The organism is Mycobacterium sp. Dal123C01 (assembly GCF_052566995.1).
In genome coordinates this window covers 3,639,112-3,658,217 of sequence record NZ_CP199580.1, presented here as the reverse complement: position 1 = coordinate 3,658,217, position 19,106 = coordinate 3,639,112, and the positions used below count along the sequence as shown (strand labels likewise).

General features: G+C 65.8%; 19 protein-coding genes, 1 tRNA gene and 2 pseudogenes. 9 read left to right on the top strand and 13 right to left on the bottom strand.

The window, feature by feature from the left end; genetic code table 11:
* Positions 1 to 171: 171 nt before the first annotated feature.
* Positions 172 to 306 (bottom strand): annotated as a pseudogene (locus tag ACTXG5_RS17285) (hypothetical protein); the annotation flags it as partial.
* A 108-nt stretch (positions 307 to 414) separates the two neighbouring features.
* On the opposite strand from ACTXG5_RS17285, the gene ACTXG5_RS17280 reads away from it, so the two are divergent.
* Both ACTXG5_RS17280 and ACTXG5_RS17275 read left to right on the top strand, forming a co-directional pair.
* A complete protein-coding gene (locus ACTXG5_RS17280) occupies positions 415 to 1,302 on the top strand; it encodes a PAC2 family protein (RefSeq protein ID WP_445159956.1) in 888 nt (295 codons plus the stop codon).
* 135 nt (positions 1,303 to 1,437) lie between these two features.
* Entirely contained in the window at positions 1,438 to 2,868 is a 1,431-nt protein-coding gene (locus ACTXG5_RS17275; RefSeq protein ID WP_445159955.1) for an amino acid permease, read from the top strand.
* Here ACTXG5_RS17275 and ACTXG5_RS17270 read toward each other — a convergent pair.
* On the bottom strand, positions 2,865 to 3,749 hold the full coding sequence (locus ACTXG5_RS17270) for an SDR family oxidoreductase (RefSeq protein ID WP_445159954.1): 885 nt from the start codon (positions 3,747 to 3,749) through the stop codon (positions 2,865 to 2,867). The two genes, ACTXG5_RS17275 and ACTXG5_RS17270, sit on opposite strands and share 4 nt — an antisense overlap.
* 26 nt (positions 3,750 to 3,775) lie before the next feature.
* A complete protein-coding gene (mshC, locus tag ACTXG5_RS17265; protein ID WP_445159953.1) occupies positions 3,776 to 5,020 on the bottom strand; it encodes a cysteine--1-D-myo-inosityl 2-amino-2-deoxy-alpha-D-glucopyranoside ligase in 1,245 nt (414 codons plus the stop codon).
* Between the two features lie 200 nt (positions 5,021 to 5,220).
* Between mshC and ACTXG5_RS17260 the strand changes: the two are divergent.
* Positions 5,221 to 6,777, top strand: a pseudogene (locus ACTXG5_RS17260) (aldehyde dehydrogenase family protein).
* Positions 6,778 to 6,787: 10 nt separating this feature from the next.
* Here ACTXG5_RS17260 and ACTXG5_RS17255 read toward each other — a convergent pair.
* The 6 genes from ACTXG5_RS17255 to ACTXG5_RS17230 form a co-directional block, all read right to left on the bottom strand.
* The gene (locus ACTXG5_RS17255; RefSeq protein ID WP_445164470.1) at positions 6,788 to 7,555 is read right to left on the bottom strand and encodes a 3'(2'),5'-bisphosphate nucleotidase CysQ; all 768 of its coding nucleotides are present in this window, start codon (positions 7,553 to 7,555) and stop codon (positions 6,788 to 6,790) included.
* Positions 7,556 to 7,608: 53 nt separating this feature from the next.
* Positions 7,609 to 8,433 (bottom strand): SCO1664 family protein, encoded by an 825-nt coding sequence (locus tag ACTXG5_RS17250; RefSeq protein ID WP_445159952.1) that lies wholly within the window; start codon positions 8,431 to 8,433, stop codon positions 7,609 to 7,611.
* Positions 8,417 to 9,004, bottom strand: coding sequence for a DUF3090 domain-containing protein (locus ACTXG5_RS17245; protein WP_445159951.1), 588 nt, complete (start codon positions 9,002 to 9,004; stop codon positions 8,417 to 8,419). Before ACTXG5_RS17245 ends, ACTXG5_RS17250 begins: the two co-directional genes overlap by 17 nt.
* Positions 9,005 to 9,078: 74 nt before the next feature.
* Positions 9,079 to 9,819, bottom strand: coding sequence for a histidine phosphatase family protein (locus ACTXG5_RS17240; protein WP_445159950.1), 741 nt, complete (start codon positions 9,817 to 9,819; stop codon positions 9,079 to 9,081).
* Positions 9,816 to 10,646: an undecaprenyl-diphosphate phosphatase gene (locus tag ACTXG5_RS17235; RefSeq protein ID WP_445164469.1), complete on the bottom strand. Its 831-nt coding sequence runs from the start codon at positions 10,644 to 10,646 to the stop codon at positions 9,816 to 9,818. Before ACTXG5_RS17235 ends, ACTXG5_RS17240 begins: the two co-directional genes overlap by 4 nt.
* Positions 10,647 to 10,707: 61 nt before the next feature.
* Positions 10,708 to 11,010, bottom strand: coding sequence for a hypothetical protein (locus tag ACTXG5_RS17230; protein ID WP_445159949.1), 303 nt, complete (start codon positions 11,008 to 11,010; stop codon positions 10,708 to 10,710).
* 110 nt (positions 11,011 to 11,120) lie between these two features.
* On the opposite strand from ACTXG5_RS17230, the gene ACTXG5_RS17225 reads away from it, so the two are divergent.
* The 4 genes from ACTXG5_RS17225 to ACTXG5_RS17210 all read left to right on the top strand — a co-directional run bounded on the left by ACTXG5_RS17225 (position 11,121) and on the right by ACTXG5_RS17210 (position 14,095).
* Positions 11,121 to 12,200: a YncE family protein gene (locus ACTXG5_RS17225; protein WP_445159948.1), complete on the top strand. Its 1,080-nt coding sequence runs from the start codon at positions 11,121 to 11,123 to the stop codon at positions 12,198 to 12,200.
* A 53-nt stretch (positions 12,201 to 12,253) separates the two neighbouring features.
* Positions 12,254 to 12,460, top strand: coding sequence for a DUF5703 family protein (locus tag ACTXG5_RS17220; protein WP_445159947.1), 207 nt, complete (start codon positions 12,254 to 12,256; stop codon positions 12,458 to 12,460).
* Positions 12,457 to 13,575 carry a quinone-dependent dihydroorotate dehydrogenase gene (locus ACTXG5_RS17215; protein ID WP_445159946.1) on the top strand — a complete coding sequence of 373 codons (1,119 nt, stop codon included), beginning with the start codon at positions 12,457 to 12,459 and terminating at the stop codon, positions 13,573 to 13,575. The genes ACTXG5_RS17220 and ACTXG5_RS17215 overlap by 4 nt, the downstream gene beginning before the upstream one ends.
* 181 nt (positions 13,576 to 13,756) lie before the next feature.
* Positions 13,757 to 14,095, top strand: a complete 339-nt coding sequence (locus ACTXG5_RS17210; RefSeq protein ID WP_445159945.1) for a hypothetical protein — start codon at positions 13,757 to 13,759, stop codon at positions 14,093 to 14,095.
* A 15-nt stretch (positions 14,096 to 14,110) separates the two neighbouring features.
* On the opposite strand, the gene ACTXG5_RS17205 is transcribed toward ACTXG5_RS17210, so the two are convergent.
* Genes ACTXG5_RS17205 through ACTXG5_RS17195 form a run of 3 tightly spaced genes read right to left on the bottom strand, consistent with a single transcriptional unit; the run spans position 14,111 to position 16,643 of the window.
* Positions 14,111 to 14,692, bottom strand: a complete 582-nt coding sequence (locus tag ACTXG5_RS17205; protein ID WP_445159944.1) for an alpha/beta fold hydrolase — start codon at positions 14,690 to 14,692, stop codon at positions 14,111 to 14,113.
* Between the two features lie 46 nt (positions 14,693 to 14,738).
* A complete protein-coding gene (locus ACTXG5_RS17200; protein WP_445159943.1) occupies positions 14,739 to 15,269 on the bottom strand; it encodes a YbhB/YbcL family Raf kinase inhibitor-like protein in 531 nt (176 codons plus the stop codon).
* A 27-nt stretch (positions 15,270 to 15,296) separates the two neighbouring features.
* Positions 15,297 to 16,643, bottom strand: coding sequence for a M20/M25/M40 family metallo-hydrolase (locus ACTXG5_RS17195; RefSeq protein WP_445159942.1), 1,347 nt, complete (start codon positions 16,641 to 16,643; stop codon positions 15,297 to 15,299).
* Positions 16,644 to 16,774: 131 nt separating this feature from the next.
* On the opposite strand from ACTXG5_RS17195, the gene ACTXG5_RS17190 reads away from it, so the two are divergent.
* Both ACTXG5_RS17190 and ACTXG5_RS17185 read left to right on the top strand, forming a co-directional pair.
* Positions 16,775 to 16,860, top strand: a tRNA-Leu gene (locus ACTXG5_RS17190).
* Between the two features lie 21 nt (positions 16,861 to 16,881).
* Entirely contained in the window at positions 16,882 to 17,529 is a 648-nt protein-coding gene (locus ACTXG5_RS17185; RefSeq protein WP_445159941.1) for a cysteine hydrolase, read from the top strand.
* 19 nt (positions 17,530 to 17,548) lie between these two features.
* Here ACTXG5_RS17185 and ACTXG5_RS17180 read toward each other — a convergent pair whose 3' ends face one another.
* Positions 17,549 to 18,940 (bottom strand): FAD-dependent oxidoreductase, encoded by a 1,392-nt coding sequence (locus ACTXG5_RS17180; protein ID WP_445159940.1) that lies wholly within the window; start codon positions 18,938 to 18,940, stop codon positions 17,549 to 17,551.
* Positions 18,941 to 19,106 lie beyond the last annotated feature (166 nt).

Sequence of the window (19,106 nt, the reverse complement as noted above, 5' to 3'; positions counted from 1 at the left end):
TAACGGAAGGCGTCCTTTACTCTGCCGAGCGTGGCGGATACCAGGGAGGGCCCAGGCCCCCCAAAATGTCCGTTGCAACGCCTCTCGACCAGAAAAGTCTACGTCGTCACCTGACGTGTGGACGCCTAGCTCGACCTCGATTGCGGCCGAACGTATTTCGTCTCGACCGCGTCCACGCCGGTTGCTGAAGTCGTCCAGCGTGAGATTCGCGGCCTGCAGCTGAGTGCCCATCGCGCCGTCGCCAACCACGACACCCCGCGCCAAAGTGTCGAGGATGTCCGTGTCGTAGTCGCTAGCAGCGGTCACGCCACAAGGATAGTCGTCCTATGCAAATGCCCTGGTGTGCTGGTTCGACGAGCTCCCCGCCGCGCGGCGGGGGGTCGCTGCGTGGCGGGCAGGCCTTAGGCTGAATCTGTGACTCCGCCCGATCGTGGCCCGCAAGCCTCTGCGCTGCCCGAACTCCACAACACCATCGTCGTGGCGGCGTTTGAGGGCTGGAATGACGCCGGTGACGCGGCCAGCGATGCGCTGGAACACCTGGATGCCATCTGGGAAGCCCATCCGATCGTGGAGATCGACGACGAGGCCTACTACGACTACCAGGTGAACCGCCCGGTCATCCGCCAAGTCGACGGGGTCACCCGCGAACTGGTGTGGCCGGCGATGCGGATCACCCACTGTCGGCCACCCGGCAGCGACCGCGACATCGTGTTGATGCACGGGGTGGAGCCGAACATGCGCTGGCGCACGTTTTGCGCCGAACTGGTGGCCATCGCCGACAAGCTCAACGTCGACACCGTCGTGATCCTCGGTGCGCTGCTGGCCGACACCCCACACACGCGGCCGGTGCCGGTGTCGGGCGCGGCCTATTCCCCCGAGTCGGCGGAACGTTTCGGTCTGCAGGAGACGCGCTACGAGGGACCGACCGGGATCGCCGGGGTGTTCCAGGATGCCTGCGTGGGCGCCGGGATCCCGGCGGTGACGTTCTGGGCCGCGGTGCCGCACTACGTGTCGCACCCGCCGAATCCGAAGGCAACGGTGGCGCTGCTACGCCGCGTCGAAGACGTGCTCGACATCGAGGTTCCGCTGGCCGATTTACCGGCCCAGGCCGAGGAGTGGGAGCAGGCCGTCACCGAGATGGCCACCGAGGACGAGGACCTGGCCGAATACGTGGTGTCGCTGGAACAACGCGGCGACGCCGAGGTCGACGTGAACGAAGCCCTGGGCAAGATCGACGGCGACGCGCTGGCCGCCGAGTTCGAGCGGTATCTGCGCCGCCGCCGCCCCGGATTCGGGCGCTGACCGAGCAGCTTGTCCTGTTGCCGTCCCGGGCCGACTACGAAAAGATCGCTGGCAAACCAACCGGATTAACAGACCCCGATCGTGGCGATTCGGGGCGACCCCGCGGGTTGGGTGAACAACGACGATTGGACCCCCATGACCGCCCTGCCTGAAACGCCTGAACCCGATCCGCACACGTCGGAACCTTTCAACGAGGACGCCGGCTATCACAAGGGCCTCAAGCCCCGGCAGCTTCAGATGATCGCGATCGGTGGCGCGATCGGAACCGGCCTGTTCCTCGGCGCCGGCGCTCGGCTGGTCAAGGCCGGACCCGGGCTGTTCCTGGTGTACGCCGTGTGCGGCATCTTCGTCTTCCTGATACTGCGCGCCTTGGGCGAGTTGGTGCTGCATCGTCCGACGTCGGGCTCGTTCGTCTCCTACGCGCGCGAATTCTTCGGCGAGAAGGCCGCCTTCGTGGTCGGCTGGATGTATTTCCTGAACTGGGCGATGACCTCGATCGTCGATACCACCGCAATCGCCACCTACTTGCACCATTGGACGACCTTCGGGGCAGCCCCGCAGTGGCTGCTTGCGCTCATCGCCCTGGTGGTGGTGCTGTCGATGAACTTGATCTCCGTAGCCTGGTTCGGCGAGCTGGAGTTTTGGGCGGCGCTGATCAAGGTTTTCGCCCTCATCACATTCCTGGTCGTGGGAATTGTGTTCCTGGCCGGGCGATTCCAGATCGAAGGGCATGACACCGGACCCGGGATATGGGCCGCCCATGGCGGTCTGTTCCCGACCGGTGTGATAGCGCTCGCGGTGACGGCCTCGGGAGTGGTATTCGCTTATGCCGGTGTCGAATTGGTGGGCATCGCCGCCGGTGAGACCGCAGAGCCGGAAAAGATCATGCCGCGGGCGATCAATTCCGTGATCGCCCGCATCGCGGTGTTCTACGTCGGGTCAGTGGCGCTGCTGGCGCTGCTGCTGCCCTACACCGCCTTCAAAGCCGGTGAAAGCCCGTTCGTCACGTTTTTCTCGAAGATCGGCTTCCACGGCGCCGGCGACCTGATGAACATCGTGGTCATCACTGCCGCGCTGTCGAGCCTGAATGCGGGCCTCTACTCGACCGGCCGGGTCATGCACTCACTGGCGATGGCCGGCAGCGGCCCCAAGTTCGCCATGCGGATGACGAAACGTGGTGTGCCGTATGGCGGAATCGCCATGACCGCCGTCATCTGCCTCGGCGGTATCGCGCTCAATGCCTTCAACCCCGGTGAAGCCTTCGAAATCGTGCTCAGCGACGCGGCTTTGGGCATCGTCGCATCCTGGGCCACGATCGTGTTGTGTCAGCTTCGGTTTTACAAGCTGACACAAGCCGGGACGATGCAACGCCCACGATTCCAAATGCCGTTCACCCCGTACAGCGGCTACGTCACCTTGGCGTTCTTGGCCTGCATTGTGGTGCTGATGGCGTTCGATAGACCGATCGGCACGTATACCGTGGCATCGCTGGTGGTCATCGGGCCGGCGCTGTTGGGCGGTTGGTTCCTGGTGCGCAAGCGGGTAGCGACCACCCGCGCCGGCTAGGCCTGGTGGTCCAGCTCCTGGTTGTAGGCGCTGGTGGAGCGGCCAAGCGCAGCGACTTCGGCGTCCATCTGGGGCATCACGGTCACGGTGGCGCGGCGAACCGTAAATTCACCGACGGAGGTGGACAACACGGGCTTGAGCCAGCGGAACGCGACCACCCAGCGCGGACAGTAAATCCGGTCCTTACGGCCCTCGATGCCCTTGACAAAGGCAGTCGCGCAGCTGTCCACCGAGGTGGTCTTGTTCAACGGCCACGGCAGCCTCTTCAGCAGGTCGCCGAACGAGGGCAGGTCGGACTTGGTGTCACGGACCAGGGCGGTGTCGATCCACGACATGTGCGCCACACCGACGCCGACGCCGAGATGCCCGACCTCCAATCGCAGCGCATGGGCCAGATGCTCGTTGCCGGCCTTCGACACGTCGTAGGCCGCCATCCCCGGAGCCGCCGTGAACGCCGCCAACGACGAGACGATCAGCAGATAACCACGCCGGTCGATCAGGGCCGGCAGCGTGGCCCGCGCCGTGTGAAAGACGCCGAGCAGGTTGACGTCCAGCACCCGCTTGAACGCCTCCGGATCGACCCGCAGCACCGAACCGTAGCTGGAGATGCCGGCGTTGGCCACGACGACATCGATACCGCCGAAGCGTTCGACGGCCTGATCGGCGGCGGCCTGCATGGAAGGCAGATCGCGCACGTCGGCGACCACGGTCAGCACCTGCTCGTCGCCGCCGAGTTCGGCGGCCAGCGTGGCCAGCGCGCTCTTATCGAGATCGGTCAGCACGAGTTTGGCGCCCTTGTTGTGCAGCCGGTGGGCGACTTCCGCACCGATTCCCCGGGCACCCCCCGTGATGAGAACGACTTTGCCCTGCAGCGATGTCATGGCCGCCAACGTACCCTTCGCCTCGATTACAGATCCACCCCGAGTAACGCATCGATCGCGGTGGCCACCAGCCGCGGCGCATCCGCGTCATGCCCGCCGTATTCGAGCGCGTCCGTGGTCCAACCATCAAGTGCGGCAATTGCTTTGGGAGTGTCGAGGTCGTCGGCGAGGTACCCGCGGACCCGCGCGATGACGTCGGTCGCGTCCGGGCCCGCGGGCAGCGCGGTCGCGGTGCGCCAGCGCTGCAACCGCGCGGCCGACTCGTCGAGCAGCTGCTGGCTCCACGACCGGTCCGCGCGATAATGCCCGGCCAGCAGACCAAGCCGAATTGCCGACGGCGGGACGCCTTGCGCGCGCAGCCCCGACACCAGCACCAGGTTGCCACGACTCTTCGACATCTTGTGCCCGTCCCAGCCGATCATCCCGGCGTGCACATAGTGCCGAGCGAATCGTCTTTCGCCCCTTACACATTCGGCGTGCGCGGCGGTGAACTCGTGGTGCGGGAAGATCAGGTCGGTGCCGCCACCCTGAATGTCCAGGCCGCTGCCGATGCGGCTGAGCGCGATCGCCGCGCATTCGACGTGCCAGCCGGGCCGGCCCGGGCCGAACGGTGACGGCCAACTGGGCTCCCCGGGCCGTTCGGCCCGCCACAACAGTGCGTCGAGTTCGTCGGTCTTGCCCGCGCGGTCCGGGTCGCCACCGCGCTCGGCGAACAGTCGCAGCATGGTCTCGCGGTCATACCCCGATTCGTAGCCGAACTGCGGCGTCGCGTCCGCGCGATAGTAGACGTCCGGATATTCCCCTACTTCCGGGTCGATGACGTATGCCGCCCCCGACGCGAGCATCTTTTCGACGAGCTCCACCACTTCGGCTATGGCTTCGGTCGCCCCGACATACTCGCGTGGCGGCAACACCCGCAGCGCGGCCATGTCCTCGCGGAACAGCGCCACCTCGCGATCGCCGAGCTCACGCCAGTCGATGCCGTCACGCTTGGCCCGCTCGAACAGCGGGTCGTCGACGTCGGTGACGTTCTGCACGTAGTGGACGTCGTGGCCCAGATCCAGCCACAGCCGGTGAATCAGATCGAACGCCAGATAGGTAGCCGCGTGGCCCAAGTGGGTGGCGTCGTATGGCGTGATCCCGCAGACGTACATGGTCGCGGTCGACCCCGCCGCCACCGGGCGGACCTGGCGATCGGAGGTGTCGTACAGCCGTAGCTCCGGGCCGCGTCCGGGCATCACCGGAACCTGTGCGGAAGGCCACGATTGCATGCTTCGACTTTAGGCCCGGTGACGATGCGGGCCGGAACGGCCCGCTGAGGAGGCGGGCAATCAACCTAGGCGTGACGACGACGCAGGGCGGAATAGCCCTGCGTCGTGAGCACCGCGAACGCTATCGCCACCGTGACATCTGTGGTTTGCTGGCCCTTACCGGGCAACTTCCATGATCGCCCGCGGCTGAGGTGATTGCGATGTCGATTGACACCATGGATCGAACGAGCCCGGCTGGCACACCGGCCCGTCAGAAAGTAGTGGTCAAGTGCCCGGCCACCGGCGAAATCGTCGGCAGCGTCCCGGTATCCACGGTCGACGAAGTCAGGGTGATAGCCGACCGGCTGCGGGCGGCACAACCGGCGTGGCAGCAAATGGGAGTCGCGGGCCGGGCGAAGTGGCTGGGCAAGTGGCGCGACTGGATGCTCGACCATCGCGACGAAGTCTTGACCCCGCTCCAACTCGAAACGGGCAAGTCCTGGGGCGACACCGGTGTCGAGATCGCCGCGGTGCAGATCATCAACTAGTGGACCGACAAGGCTGCCGAATTTCTGGCCGACCAGCCGGTACGCCCGTACGGCGCCGCCAACGCGGCCAAGAAGCTGACCATCGTCTACGAGCCCTATCCCCTTGTCGGGGTCATCACCCCGTGGAACGGTCCGCTGTCGGTGCCGCTGCTCGACGTACCCGCGGCGTTGATGGCCGGCTGCGCCGTGTTGTCCAAGCCCTCGGAGATCACCCCACTGGCATGGCAGATTGCGGTCGAAGGCTGGAAGCAAGTCGGTGCGCCCGACGTGCTCGACGCCGTGTTCGGTTTCGGCGAAACCGGTGCAGCCCTGGTCGATGTCGTCGATTACGTGATGTTCACCGGCTCAGTCGGTACCGGACGCCGGATCGCCGTCGCGGCCGCGCAGCGGTTGATCCCGTGCAGCCTGGAGCTCGGGGGCAAGGACGCGATGATCGTGTGCGCCGATGCCGACATTGACCGGGCGGTCGACGGCGCGGTCTGGGGAGGGTTCTTCTATACCGGCCAGGTCTGCATCTCGGTGGAGCGGATCTACGTCGAGGAGCCGGTCTACGACGAGTTCGTGAACAAGTTGGTGGCCAAGACATCTCAGCTGCGTCAGGGCATGGACGCCGAACACGACTACTCGTGCGAGGTCGGGTCGCTGACCACCGAGCAGCAGCTGGCGATTGTGTCCCGCCATGTCGACGACGCGGTCAGTAAGGGCGCGAAGGTCCTCGTCGGCGGCAAGTCGAGCGATCCCGCCGGCGGGGGCCTGTTCTATGAGCCGACGGTATTGGTCGACGTCGATCACAACATGGACTGCATGCGCGAGGAGACCTTCGGTCCGACCCTGCCGGTCATGAAGGTGCGCGATGTCGCGGAGGCGATCGAGAAGGCCAACGACTCCAATCTCGGGCTGTCCGGCAGCGTGTGGACACGAGATACGGACAAAGCAAATACCATTGCGCGGCAAATGAATACCGGGACAGTGAACATCAACAACGTCATCACCGGCCTGCTGCAGTTCGGGGTCCCCATGCCCGGATGGAAGGAGTCGGGGCTGGGTTCGCGCTCCGGTGGCGCGGACGGCATCCGCAAATATTGCCGCCAGAAAAGCATCGTCGCCGAGCGAGTCGCGATGAAAAAGGAACTGCTCTGGTACCCCTACAGCCGCAAGAAGGGCACCTTCGTCGAAGCGATGGTCAGAGTGCTGTCGGCCAAAGACTGGCGACGGCGCCTGGGCCGGTAACGGTCGCCGGTCAGCGCCACGCGTCGCGGATGGCGCCGAGCAGGATGGGCGCCACCTCCGCACGACACATCACGAAGTCGGGCAGGTACGGGTCGGGCTGGTTGTAGCGCATCGGGGAGCCGTCCAGCCGCGACGCGTGCATACCCGCGGCCATCACCACACCGACCGGCGCCGCCGAATCCCATTCCCATTGCCCGCCGGCATGCAAATAGGCGTCGACATCGCCGTCGATGATGGCCATCGCCTTGGCCCCCGCCGAACCGATCGCCACCGGCTGGATCGCCAGGTTCTGCCGCATGCGGTGCAGCACGGCCGGTGGCCGGGTGGCGCTGACGGCGATCCGCAACGTGTGCGGAACACCGACCCGCGCCTGGCTGTCGGTCACGGTGTCACTGCGATAAACGATGTTGTCCCGAGCGGGCAAAGAGACTGCCGCATCGGTGATTTCGCGCTGGCCATCGGTGGGGCGCTGCCACAGCGCGATGTGTACTGCCCAGTCGTCACGCCCCGGCGTGGAGAACTCGCGGGTGCCGTCCACCGGGTCGATGATCCACACCCGGTCATGGTTGAGGCGCTCGAGATCGTCGTGGGCTTCCTCGCTGAGCACCGCGTCGTCGGGACGTTCGGCCCGCAGCCGCCGCAGGATCAGCTCATTGGCCAAGCTGTCGCCCGCGTCGCCGAGCATCCAGGGATGACCGAAACCGATCTCCTCGCGCACTTTCAGCAGCAACTCCCCCGCGTCGGCGGCGAGATCGGCGGCCAATGCGGCATCAGTCATCTCGTCGGCAGCGGGGTTCACCGCTTCAGTATCGCCGACGGAGATGCCGGACCCTAAAACGCGGGCCAGGGAATGGGGCGATGCCGATTCGGGACAGGCATCACCGGGTTGTCCAGCAGGGTGTGCGCCCGCTGGCGCAGCGCCGCGATCTCCGCCTGGGTGATCTGCCCGGCCAGCACGTCGCCGAGATCGGCACAAAGGGCGTCGGCCAGGCCGGCGACGGCCTTCAGGGTCTTAGCGTCGATCGGCTTGCCGGCCCATCCCCACAGCACGGTGCGCAGCTTGTTCTCGACGTGCAGGCTCACGCCGTGGTCAACCCCGAAGATGTGGCCGTCGAGGTCGCGCAGGACGTGCCCACCCTTGCGATCGGCGTTGTTGATCAGCACATCGAACACCGCCATCCGCCACAAGCGAATGTCGTCGGCGTGCATCAGGATGACCTCGTCGCCGGCGTAGTCGTGGGCCCGCAGCACCGGCAGATAACCCGGCTCAATTTTGTCGGCGGGAAACAGATCGACCAGGTCGGGCCACGGCGTGGGAGCCGAGTCCACCGCGTCGCCGGGCTGCTGCACCCACAGCTGCAGCATGCCCGGCCCTGCCGGACCGTGGCGAATGATCGTGTAAGGCACGATGTTCCAACCCAATTGCTTCGACACCAGATACGCGGCGAGTTCGCGGCCGGCGAGCGTCCCGTCGGGGAAGTCCCAGAGCGGCTGCTCACCGGAGGTCGGCTTGTACACGCAGTGCACGCTGCTCTCCCCCAGCGTGGACTCGCACAGGAAGGTGGCGTTGCTGGCCGAGCGGATCCGTCCGAGAACCGTCAGCTCGCCGTTCCGCAAGACCTCGTGTTCGTCATTCTCGTTATTCCTGGGGGTCATCGTTGAGCCCGAGCAGCGCGCTGCGCTTGTAGCCGTTGGTGCGCGCGCAGATGTGGCCCGCAGGGTCCAGCGGTTCGTCGCACAAGGGGCATGGCGGGCGTCCCGCCGAGATCACGCGATTGGATCGGGTGGCGAACTGTCGCGCCGACTCCGGGGTTAAAAACACCCGCACCGCGTCCGGACCTTCGTCGGTGTCGTCGAGCACCACCGAGGCGTCGAACTCGGCGTCGGTGACCGCCAGGAGTTCGACCACCACGGTCTGGGCTTCCGAGTCCCAGCCCAGGCCCATGGTTCCCACCCGGAACTCCGCATCGACCGGCGTAACGAGTGGGTTGAGGTCATCGACCTCGGCGGGCTCGGGCGGGACGGGTGTGCCGAACCGGCGATTCACCTCGAGCAGCAGCGCGCCGATGCGTTCGGCAAGCACCGCGACCTGTTGCTTCTCCAACACCACCGAGACCACCCGGGAATCGCCCACCGCTTGGATGTAGAAGGTGCGGTTTCCGGGCTGACCAACGGTCCCGGCCACGAAGCGGTCGGGTGTACGGAATACATGGATTGCACGAGGCATGGCACCTCCAAAATACCGGCTGTTGCCGTCGCAACGCGATTCGATCCAGGGCTCCGCATCAGAAATTGCCCGTATTAATCTGTGGATCCCCCGACCACCGCGTCGCTCGATGATGCCGCCCCGGTCGATTCTTGTTGCGGCTCTTCCGGTTTGTCGCTTTCGGCCTCGCTCTTGGGTGGGGGTCCGGCCCGCAACGCGGCGGCCAGCCGCCCACCGGTGTGGTTGACGTGTAACACGAACGGCCGCAACGGGGTGTAACGAATGACACTCACCGACGCCGGGTCGGCCGTGACGCGCTGGAAGCCGTCCAGGTGTATGCCGTACGCGTCGGCGATCAATGCCTTGATGACATCACCGTGAGTACAAGCCACCCACAGGGCGTCACCGCCGTGCTCGTCGCTGAGCCGCCGGTCGTGTTCGCGGACGGCGAACACGGCGCGCGCCTGCACCTGTGCCAGCCCCTCCCCGCCGGGAAACACCGCCGCACTGGGATGGGCCTGCACCACCCGCCACAGCGGCTCCTTGGCCAGCTCGCCGATCTTGCGGCCGGTCCACTCCCCGTAGTCCACCTCGGCGAGCCGGTCTTCGACGAGCGGCTCTAGGCATAGCGCCTCGGCCAGCGGCTCGACCGTGCGCCGGCAGCGCAGCAGCGGCGACGTGATGACCGCGCGGATCGGCAGGTCGCCGATGCGGTCGATCAGCCCGACGGCCTGCTCGCGGCCCTTGTCGTCGAGGTCGACACCCTCGGAGCGGCCGGCCAGTGTGCCCGCGGTGTTCGAGGTCGAGCGGCCGTGGCGTAGCAGGATGACGGTCACGTCGCGGCCACCGTTCCATTCGCCAGCAGGATCAGTACGACGGTTCCGGCCACCACCCGGTAGCCCACGAACCAGTACATGCTGTGCCGCACCAAAAACCGCAGGAACCAGGCCACTGCGCTGAGACCGATGACGAACGCGATCAGGGTGGACACCAGCAGCTGCGGGCCGGTGGCACTCATGCCCGAGGTGACCGGATGAAAGGCGTCCGGGAGCGAGAACAACCCCGAGGCGAACACCGCGGGAATGGCCAGCAGGAAGCCGAAGCGGGCGGACAGTTCCCGATCGAGTCCCAAAAACAGCCCGGCGCTGATCGTCGATCCGGATCGTGACACGCCCGGAATCAGGGCCAGACATTGCGCCGTGCCGACGGCCAGGGCGTCGCGCCAGTTCAGCTGCTCGATGTGACGGGTCTGCCGGCTCAGGTATTCGGCCAGCGCGATCACCGCCGAGAACACCACCATCGCCGTCGCAATCACCCACAGGTTGCGCACCCCGGAGCGGATCTCGTCCTTGAAGAACAGGCCCAGCACGCAGATCGGGATGGAGCCGACGATGACGTACCAGCCCATCCAGTAGTCGAGATCGCGCCGCGCCTTGACAGCCAGGCCTGCGAACCAGGCCTTGAGGATGCGCCAGATGTCGCGGGCGAAGTAGACCAGCACGGCGGCCTCCGTGCCCAACTGGCTCACCGCGGTGAACGAGGCGCCGGCGTCGCTGGCGAAAAAGACCCGAGACACGATCGCCAGGTGCCCCGAGGACGAGACCGGCAGAAACTCGGTCACCCCCTGCACCACAGACAACACGATGACCTGCCACCAAGACATCGCCAAAACCGCAGTCACGACGACGACCGTACCTGGTGTGACGGGCTGTTACCGGAAGCGACTAGCGCGCGACGGGTACCGCGCGCGCTACCGAGTCGCGCACCGCCGCGGTCAAACTGCGCTCGTCGGTGAGGTCGATGTCGACCAGGGTGCGGACCGCCGTAGCGACCACCTCTTCGGCCTGCGGAACGGGCCCGGACAGGCGCGGCCGGTAAACTTCGACGACGAGGGAGAGATGCTCAATGTGAAACGAAAAACTGCGTCCATCACCGACTTGCCCGTATCCACTGGCAAAGATTCCTGTCGAGATGTCTTCGACAGCAAACTCTGTGTCCGCGGTATGCCGGTCAGCGATGACGGTCATAATTCGACCATACCTCTCCAGTACGGCCGGAGGCTGCCAACATGGCCACATTGGATGCGGAACCGTTCCTTAGAATGTGAATTTCATGTTCGCCGAGCCAAGGTTGGTTGTTGCTATCACGGCATAGATACGAGAAACGAACTGGTCAGCGCCAGTTCATTGGCCTGATTATTTTGCTGGCGCTGGTCGCTGGCTGTTCATCGAATTCGCTCGATCCCGCCCCGCCCACCATCGAAGCGGCGCATCCGGCCGAGTCGCCGCCGGTGTCGCAAAATCCGGCCGGCACGGTGCGACCGCTGTCCGGCCACGTGGCGGCCTCGGTCTTCGATGACGACACGCACCAGCTGGTGGTGCTGGCTCCCGGTGCCGATGCGGGAGCGCCCGCCAGCGTCACGTTGTTCGGTCAAGGGCAGGTCGCGCCGCGTGCCATCGTGATGCCGGGACCGGCGACCGCGTTGACCGGCGACGGCCGCGGCTCGGCCTACCTGGCCGCCCGCGGCGGCTACTTCGTGGTCGATCTGTCCACCGGCCAAATCGGCCAGGTGAATGTCGCCGATTCGGCGAGCGTGGATTTCACCGCGATCGCGCGCCGTGCCGACGGCAAGCTGGTGTTGGGCAGCGCCGACGGCGCCGTGTACACCCTGGCTTCCCCGCAGCCCGGCGGCGCGGGCACCGCGGCGGTCGAGAACCGCAACAAGATCTTCGCCCGGGTCGATTGGCTTGTCACACAAGGAAATACGACCGTGGTTCTGGATCGCGGACAGACTTCGGTGACGACGATCGGCGCCGACGGTCGGGTCGCGCAGTCGCTGCGGGCCGGTGAGGGCGCGACGACCATGGCCGCCGATCCGGTGGGCCGGGTCCTGGTGGTCGACACCCGCGGCGGCGAACTGCTGGTGTACGGCTGTTGTTCGCCGCGGACCCCGCTGATCTTGCGGCAGGCCTACCCGGTGCGGCAGGCCCCGTACGGATTGGCCGGCTCGCGCGGTTTGGCCTGGGTGTCTCAAACCGCATCGAATATGGTTATTGGTTACGATCTGTCAACCGGAATTCCCGTCGAAAAGGTGCGTTACCCAACTGTGCAGCAACCCAACTCGTTGGCTTTTGACGAAGCTTCGGACGCCTTGTACGTGGTGTCGGGGTCCGGTGCCGGGGTCCAGGTCATCGAGCGCGCGGCGGGCACCCATTGAGTGCCGGGCCCACGTCGCGGTGGAGTCGGCTGCCGGCGGGCTGGGACACGGAGATGTCCGACGACTACGAGTGGGTGCCGTTGCGCCTGCCGCCGGAAGTGACCCGGCTCAACGCATCGATCCGGTTGTCCATCGAAGCTGAATATCGCGGCTGGGAGCTGACCCGGGTGCGCCTCTATACCGATGGCAGCAGACGGGTATTGTTGCGCCGCAAGAAATCTCGATTCAATGACCGTCGGCCGGATCAGCCGGAACTGTGACGGCGGACGCCGGACGCCAAGGCGGTCTTCGCGGGTACGGCCTGCTGCGCCCGCTGTTTTTTCTGATCCCGCCGGAACGCATTCACACGCTGGTTTTCGCCGTCCTGCGCGGCGCCACCGCCGCCGCCGTACTGCGGCGGCTGCTGCACCGGCTATTGGGCCCGGCCGATCCGATGTTGGCCAGCACGGTGTTCGGCGTGCGCTTCCCCGCACCGCTGGGGCTGGCCGCCGGATTCGACAAGGACGGTATGGGATTGTCCACCTGGGGCGCCCTGGGTTTCGGGTACGCGGAGGTCGGCACCGTCACCGCGCACCCACAGCCCGGCAACCCGGCTCCGCGCTTGTTCCGGCTGCCCGAGGATCGGGCTTTGCTCAATCGGATGGGGTTCAACAATCACGGGGCCGGGGCGCTGGCCACCCGTCTTGCCCGCCACCACCCCGACGTGCCGATCGGGGTGAACATCGGCAAGACCAAGACGACACCGGCCGCCGAGGCGGTCGAGGACTACCGGGCCAGCGCCCGGCTGGTCGCCCCGCTGGCGTCGTATCTGGTGGTCAACGTCAGCTCGCCGAACACGCCGGGGCTGCGTGATCTGCAGGCGGTCGAGTCGCTGCGGCCCATCCTGTCGGCCGTTCTCGCCGAAACGTCGGTACCCGTGCTGGTGAAAATCGCCCCGGACGTCTCCGATACCGACGTCGACGACATCGCCGACCTGGCCGTCGAGCTGGGCCTGGCCGGCATCGTCGCGACCAACACCACGGTGTCGCGCGATGGCCTGCGCACACCGGGGGTCGACGAGCTCGGCCCGGGCGGCATCTCCGGGCCGCCGGTGGCGCTCCGCGCAGCGCAGGTGCTGCGCCGGCTCTACGACCGGGTCGGCGATCGCCTGGTGCTGGTCAGCGTCGGAGGCATCGAAACCGCCGACGACGCATGGGAGCGGATCACCGCGGGAGCGTCACTGCTGCAGGGCTATACCGGCTTCATCTATGGAGGCGGCTTGTGGCCCAAGCACATTCACGACGGCCTCGCGAGGCGACTCCATGACGGCGGGTTCGCGTCACTGAGCGCGGCGGTCGGGTCGGCGGCGGGCAACCCGGACACCCCGCCGGCCTAGGCCGCACCTTCTTCTCCGGCGGCGCGCAATTTTGCGTTTCACGGATAAGCAATCGCCGCATACCTATTGCGATTTTGGAAACGATGTTGGCTACGAACGGTCTGCTAATTCGCCGTTCTGCGCGCCGGCGATAACTGTATGGTGACCGCACCACAATCGATCCTCCCCAAGGAGACCTCCGGTGCGATTCAACCGATTGACGATTGTCGGAACGACTGCCATCGCCGTGGTTGTTGCGGGTTGCGTGAGTGGCACGGCGAACGCCGAGCCGCCCGACACGTCCACGTGTTACGACCTTGGCAGCGCCAAAGACGACCTCATGCTCGCGTCGAAACCGGAGAGCGCCCGCAAGGCTGCCGACACGCTAGAGAAGTACAGCCCTCCCGACCCGGTTAAAGCCGCGATCGAGCATTTCGTCACCACGGTAGGCGCCCAACCCAGCGATGCCACTCTCGACGCTAATCGCACCTCAATTGCCAACTGGCTCAAGCAAATGTGTCCGATGTTGAACACTTACTGATTTCCGTCAGGGCGCTCAGCACTGAAGATATTCGGCGACGAAATCCGTGGTGCGCCGGTGCCATTCACCCATCCGCCGCACCATGAAATGGCCCACCCCCTCGATGCCTACCCAGTGCGCATCGAGCCCACGCTGCCGGGCCCGCCACGTCTGGATGCGTGAGCTGTCCGGGTCGGTGCGGGTATCGGCGGTGCCGTGCACGACCAGCAACCGGGTCGATGCCGGAATCAGGTCAACGTCACTGCGGGGCCAGTACGGCGCCAGCGCGACCAGCGCGCCGACCTGTCCCCCCGCGGCCAGCCGCGCCGCGACTCGACCGCCCATCGAATGGCCAACCAAGACAATGCTTTTCGGATCGAACCGGTGGCGGACAGCCTCGAGCGCCGCGCTGGCGTCGGTGACCGCGTCGTAACGCGGACTGTTCCACCCGCGGACGCGGTACTGGACACGTCGCACCTCGACGTCGCGGCCCAGCCGGCGCCGCAACGCGGCGGCGACCAGCATCATCCGGACGTTGGCCAACTGCCACCACCGGGAAGCCTCGTCACTGCGCACCCTGCCGCCCGGCAGGACGAGCACACACGCGCGAGGTTTCACGACATTGATTCGGAGCCGAAAGCCAATGGGGTCGGAACGACTCCGCTCAGGTCTGCTCGTAGGTGCCGTGGAGGTAAGCCCGCGCGATCGCGTGCTGGAACAGGTTGAAACCGAGGAACGCGGGGCTGGCGTCCTCGCTGAGGTCGAGTTTGTCGACGTCGACGGCGTGCACCGCGACGTAGTAACGATGCGCACCGTGTCCGGGCGGCGGCGCGGCGCCGACGTAGCGACGCATGCCGGCGTCGTTGACCAGCTGCTGCGCCCCGCCGGGTAGCTCACGACCGTCTCCGGCATCCTCGGGCAGCTCGGTGACGTCGACCGGCAGGTTGGCCACCGCCCAGTGCCAGAACCCGGACAGCGTCGGGGCGTCGGGGTCATAGACGCTGACCGTGAAGCTGCGGGTTTCCTCGGGGAACCCCGACCAGCTCAGCTGCGGGCTGACGTCTTCTCCCCCGGCGCCCAGGATGCCGCTGATCTGCGGTGTGGCCAGCGGTTGGCCGTTGGTGATCGAGTCTGAAGTCAGGCTGAACGACGGCAGTTTGGGCAGCGCGTCATAGGGGTCGGACGGTGAGCTCATGGGCGATCCTCTCGTTTGGCGTTCGTTCTAACAATGGGTCAGGAAGTGGGCCAGCACCTCGACGCCGAACCTCAGCGCATCCACGGGTACCCGTTCGTCGACGCCGTGGAACAGCGCAGCGAAATCCAATTCCGGCGGCAGCCGCAGCGGGGCGAAGCCGAAGCAGCGAATTCCCAAGCGCGCGAATGCTTTCGCATCGGTACCACCGGAAAGCATATAGGGCACCGTGCGGCCGTCCGGGTCGACCGACAGCACCGCGGCGTTCATGGCGTCGACGAGATCGCCGTCGAAGGTGGTCTCGTAGGACGGCAAATCCCTGATCCACTCCCGAGTCACATCCGGGCCGAGCAACTCGTCGATCTCGGCCTCGAACGCGGCCTGGCGGCCGGGCAGCACACGGCAGTCCACCACGGCCTCGGCGCTCCCGGGGATCACGTTGGCCTTGTACCCGGCTTTGAGCATCGTCGGGTTGGCGGTGTCGCGCACGATCGCCTTCAGCATGCGAGCCATCGGGCCGAGTTTTTCGATCACCCCCTCCACATCGGCGGAGTCGGTGTCGAAGGTCAGGCCGGTCTCGTCGCTGATAGCGGCCAGGAACTCGACGACGGTGTCGGTCATCACCAGCGGAAACTGGTGCCGGCCGATCCGGGCGACCGCTTCGGCGAGCAGGGTGACCGCGTTGCGGTCGTTGGCCATCGAGCCGTGCCCCGCCTGACCTCGGGCGGTCAGGCGCATCCACTGCATGCCCTTCTCGGCCGTCTCGATCAAGTAGAGCCGGCGTTCACCGCCGTCACGGCGCGGCACGGTCAGCGAGAAGCCACCCACTTCGCCGATCGCCTCGGTGACGCCGTCGAACAGCTCGGGACGATTGTCGACCAGCCAGTGCGACCCGTAGCGGCCACCGTGCTCCTCGTCGGCCACAAACGCGAACACCAAATCGCGTGGCGGCACGATGCCCTCCCGCTTCAACTGGCGGGCGACGACGATCATCATGCCGACCATGTCCTTCATGTCGACCGCGCCGCGGCCCCAGACATAACCGTCCTCGACCGCGCCGGAAAACGGGTGCACGCTCCAATCGGCCGGTTCGGCCGGCACCACGTCGAGATGCCCGTGGATCAGCAGCGCGCCACGCGAACTGTCCGCGCCCTTGAGGCGGACGAACACATTGCCCCGCCCGGGTCCGCCGGATTCCAGATATTGGGGCTGATAGCCAACCTCGGCGAGCTGCTCGGCGACCCAGAGCGCGCATTCGGCCTCGCCCTGGGTGGTCTCGGGTTCACCGGTGTTGGTGGTGTCGAACCGGATCAACCTGCTGACAACTTCGACCACATCGTCGCTCGGATTGTCGGGAACTTCGGTCTCAACTGTCACAACCACCTTTCCTACCACTGCCCGGGTTACCCGGCTCGGGCAGCGGAACCCTGGGGCCACATCGTCGGCGAGCTAAGTTGGGTGCGCGCGGACCGATCCGCTAGCCTTAGCTGCCAACTCTGGTTGGTCTTGTCCGAGTGGCGGAATGGCAGACGCGCTAGCTTGAGGTGCTAGTGCCCTACTAATGGGCGTGGGGGTTCAAGTCCCCCCTCGGACACAATTGTGATGAAGTCGGGTGGTGAAATACGACCCCACCGACACCGCTGTCGTTGTCATCGACCCACAGAACGACGTCCTGAGCCCCAGTGGCAAGAACTGGGCTGTCCTGCAAGCCAGCGTCACCGAGAACCGAACAGTCGAGCACCTGATCGAAATCTTCACGGCCGCCAAGGCGCACGGCTTCGCGGTGTTCATCTCGCCGCACTACTTCTATCCATCCGACCACACCTGGCTCTTCAACGGCCCACTCGAATCGGATGAGCTCTCTACCAACACTTTTGCCCGCGTTGGCGCGCTGAGCCTGGACGGGTTCACCGCATCCGGTGCTGACTGGCTCGATGAGCTCAAGCCGTTCATCGAGGACTCGGCAACCGTGGTCGCCAGCCCGCACAAGGTGTGGGGCCCGCAAACCAACGACCTTGTCCTGCAGCTGCGTAAACGGCGGATCAACAAGGTCGTCTTGTGCGGGATGCTCGCCAACATCTGCGTGGAATCGCACCTACGCGATCTGCTCGAGCAGGGTTTCGAGGTGGCTGTCGTTCGCGACGCTACGGCGGGGCCGCGGCACCCGACCCATGGTGACGGCTACCAGGCGGCGCTGGTGAACTACGCATTTTTGGCCCACGCGGTGGCTCGCACCGACGAAATCGTCGCCGCGATGAAGTAAGGGCCGGCCCCGGATCGCCCTAAAGCGCCGCTAGGAGACTGTTGAACCCCTCGGTCATCGACGGGTGGGTGTAGATCGAATCCCGTAGCTCTGTGGCGGCAATGCCGTGGCGGATCGCCAGTGCCACCGTATTGATGACTTCATGCGAATCGTAGGACAGCAGCGCCGCTCCGAGGATCTTGTCGCTGGCAGCGTCGACAACGACCTTCATCATGCCGGCATCCTGACCAACGATCCGCGCACGCGGCATCGTCGCCATGTCGGAGACACGCATCGCGGCGACCTTGACGTCATGTGTTTCCCGGGCCGCCTTTTCGGTAAGGCCGACCCGTGCCAGCGGCGGTGTCATGAACAGCGTGTACGGCACAGCTGCGCGCGTCGCGGTGCTGCGTTTGCCATCGCCTGCCAGCTGCGAGAGCACCACGCGGTAGTCATCGAGCGAGATGTAGGTGAACTGCGGTCCCCCGTTGACATCGCCGACGGCGAAGATATGGGACTGACTGCTGCGCAGGTGGCTGTCGACGACAATCGCGCCGGTGGCCGTCGTCTCAACTCCTGCGGCTTCCAAGCCGAGTCCGTCGGTGACGGGTTCTCGTCCCAACGCCACCAAGATCGCGTCCGCTTCAACAGCATGTGCGACCCCGTCGACCTGGTACGAAACGGTCGCGTCGCTGTCACCGTTGCCGGACACGGAGGTGACCACCGCAGACGTAATGATTTCGATCCCGCCCCCGACGAGTACGTCGCGGGCGCAATCGGCGACATCGTCGTCTTCGCCGCGTAGCACCCGCGGGCCGCGTTCGAGGACCAACACCTGCGACCCATAAGCGGCGTACATGGCCGCAAACTCCAGACCGACATAGCCACCGCCCAGCACCGTCAGCCGCCGCGGGAGTTCTGCCTTGGTGAGCAGATCGGTGCTCGTGTACACACCGGCTGTGTCGGCCAGTCCGGGAACCGGAGGCAGTACTGGACGCGAGCCGGTGCCGACCACGACCCATGTGGCGGTCACGGTAATGGACTGTCCGGCAACGGTTTCGACGCTCAACACATGAGAATCGGCGAATCGCGCGTGGCCGGTCAAGACCGTAACCCCGTCAATATGATCGAGGGTCGCGTAGTTGATGTCGCGCAATGACGCGGTCAACCGCCCGGTGGCGATGACGGCCTCGTGGTAGCAGTCCGGATGGGCTGTTGCCGCGTCGAGGTGCTCGGAGCGGAACACCATCGATTTCGTAGGGACGCAACCGATGTTGATGCACGTGCCGCCGTACATGAGCGGCGATTGCTCGATCATGACCACCCGCCAGCCACGCTTCCCCAGTGCGGCCGCCAACGTCTTGCCACCCTTACCGAAGCCGACGACGGCCAAGTCGACTTCGAGTGACGTCGCGTCCTGATCAGGCGACATCGCAACGCTCCGGGTTCATCACACGCATGGCAACGTAAGTCATCAGAGCAGTGTATTGGCGGCTGCGATGGCTTGTCTCTGGTCGGCCAATTCGCTTGATGGACAGTGATATTCGATTTGGCTCTCGCCGATTCATCAGAGGGACCTGGGCTCCGGCGTAAGGTGG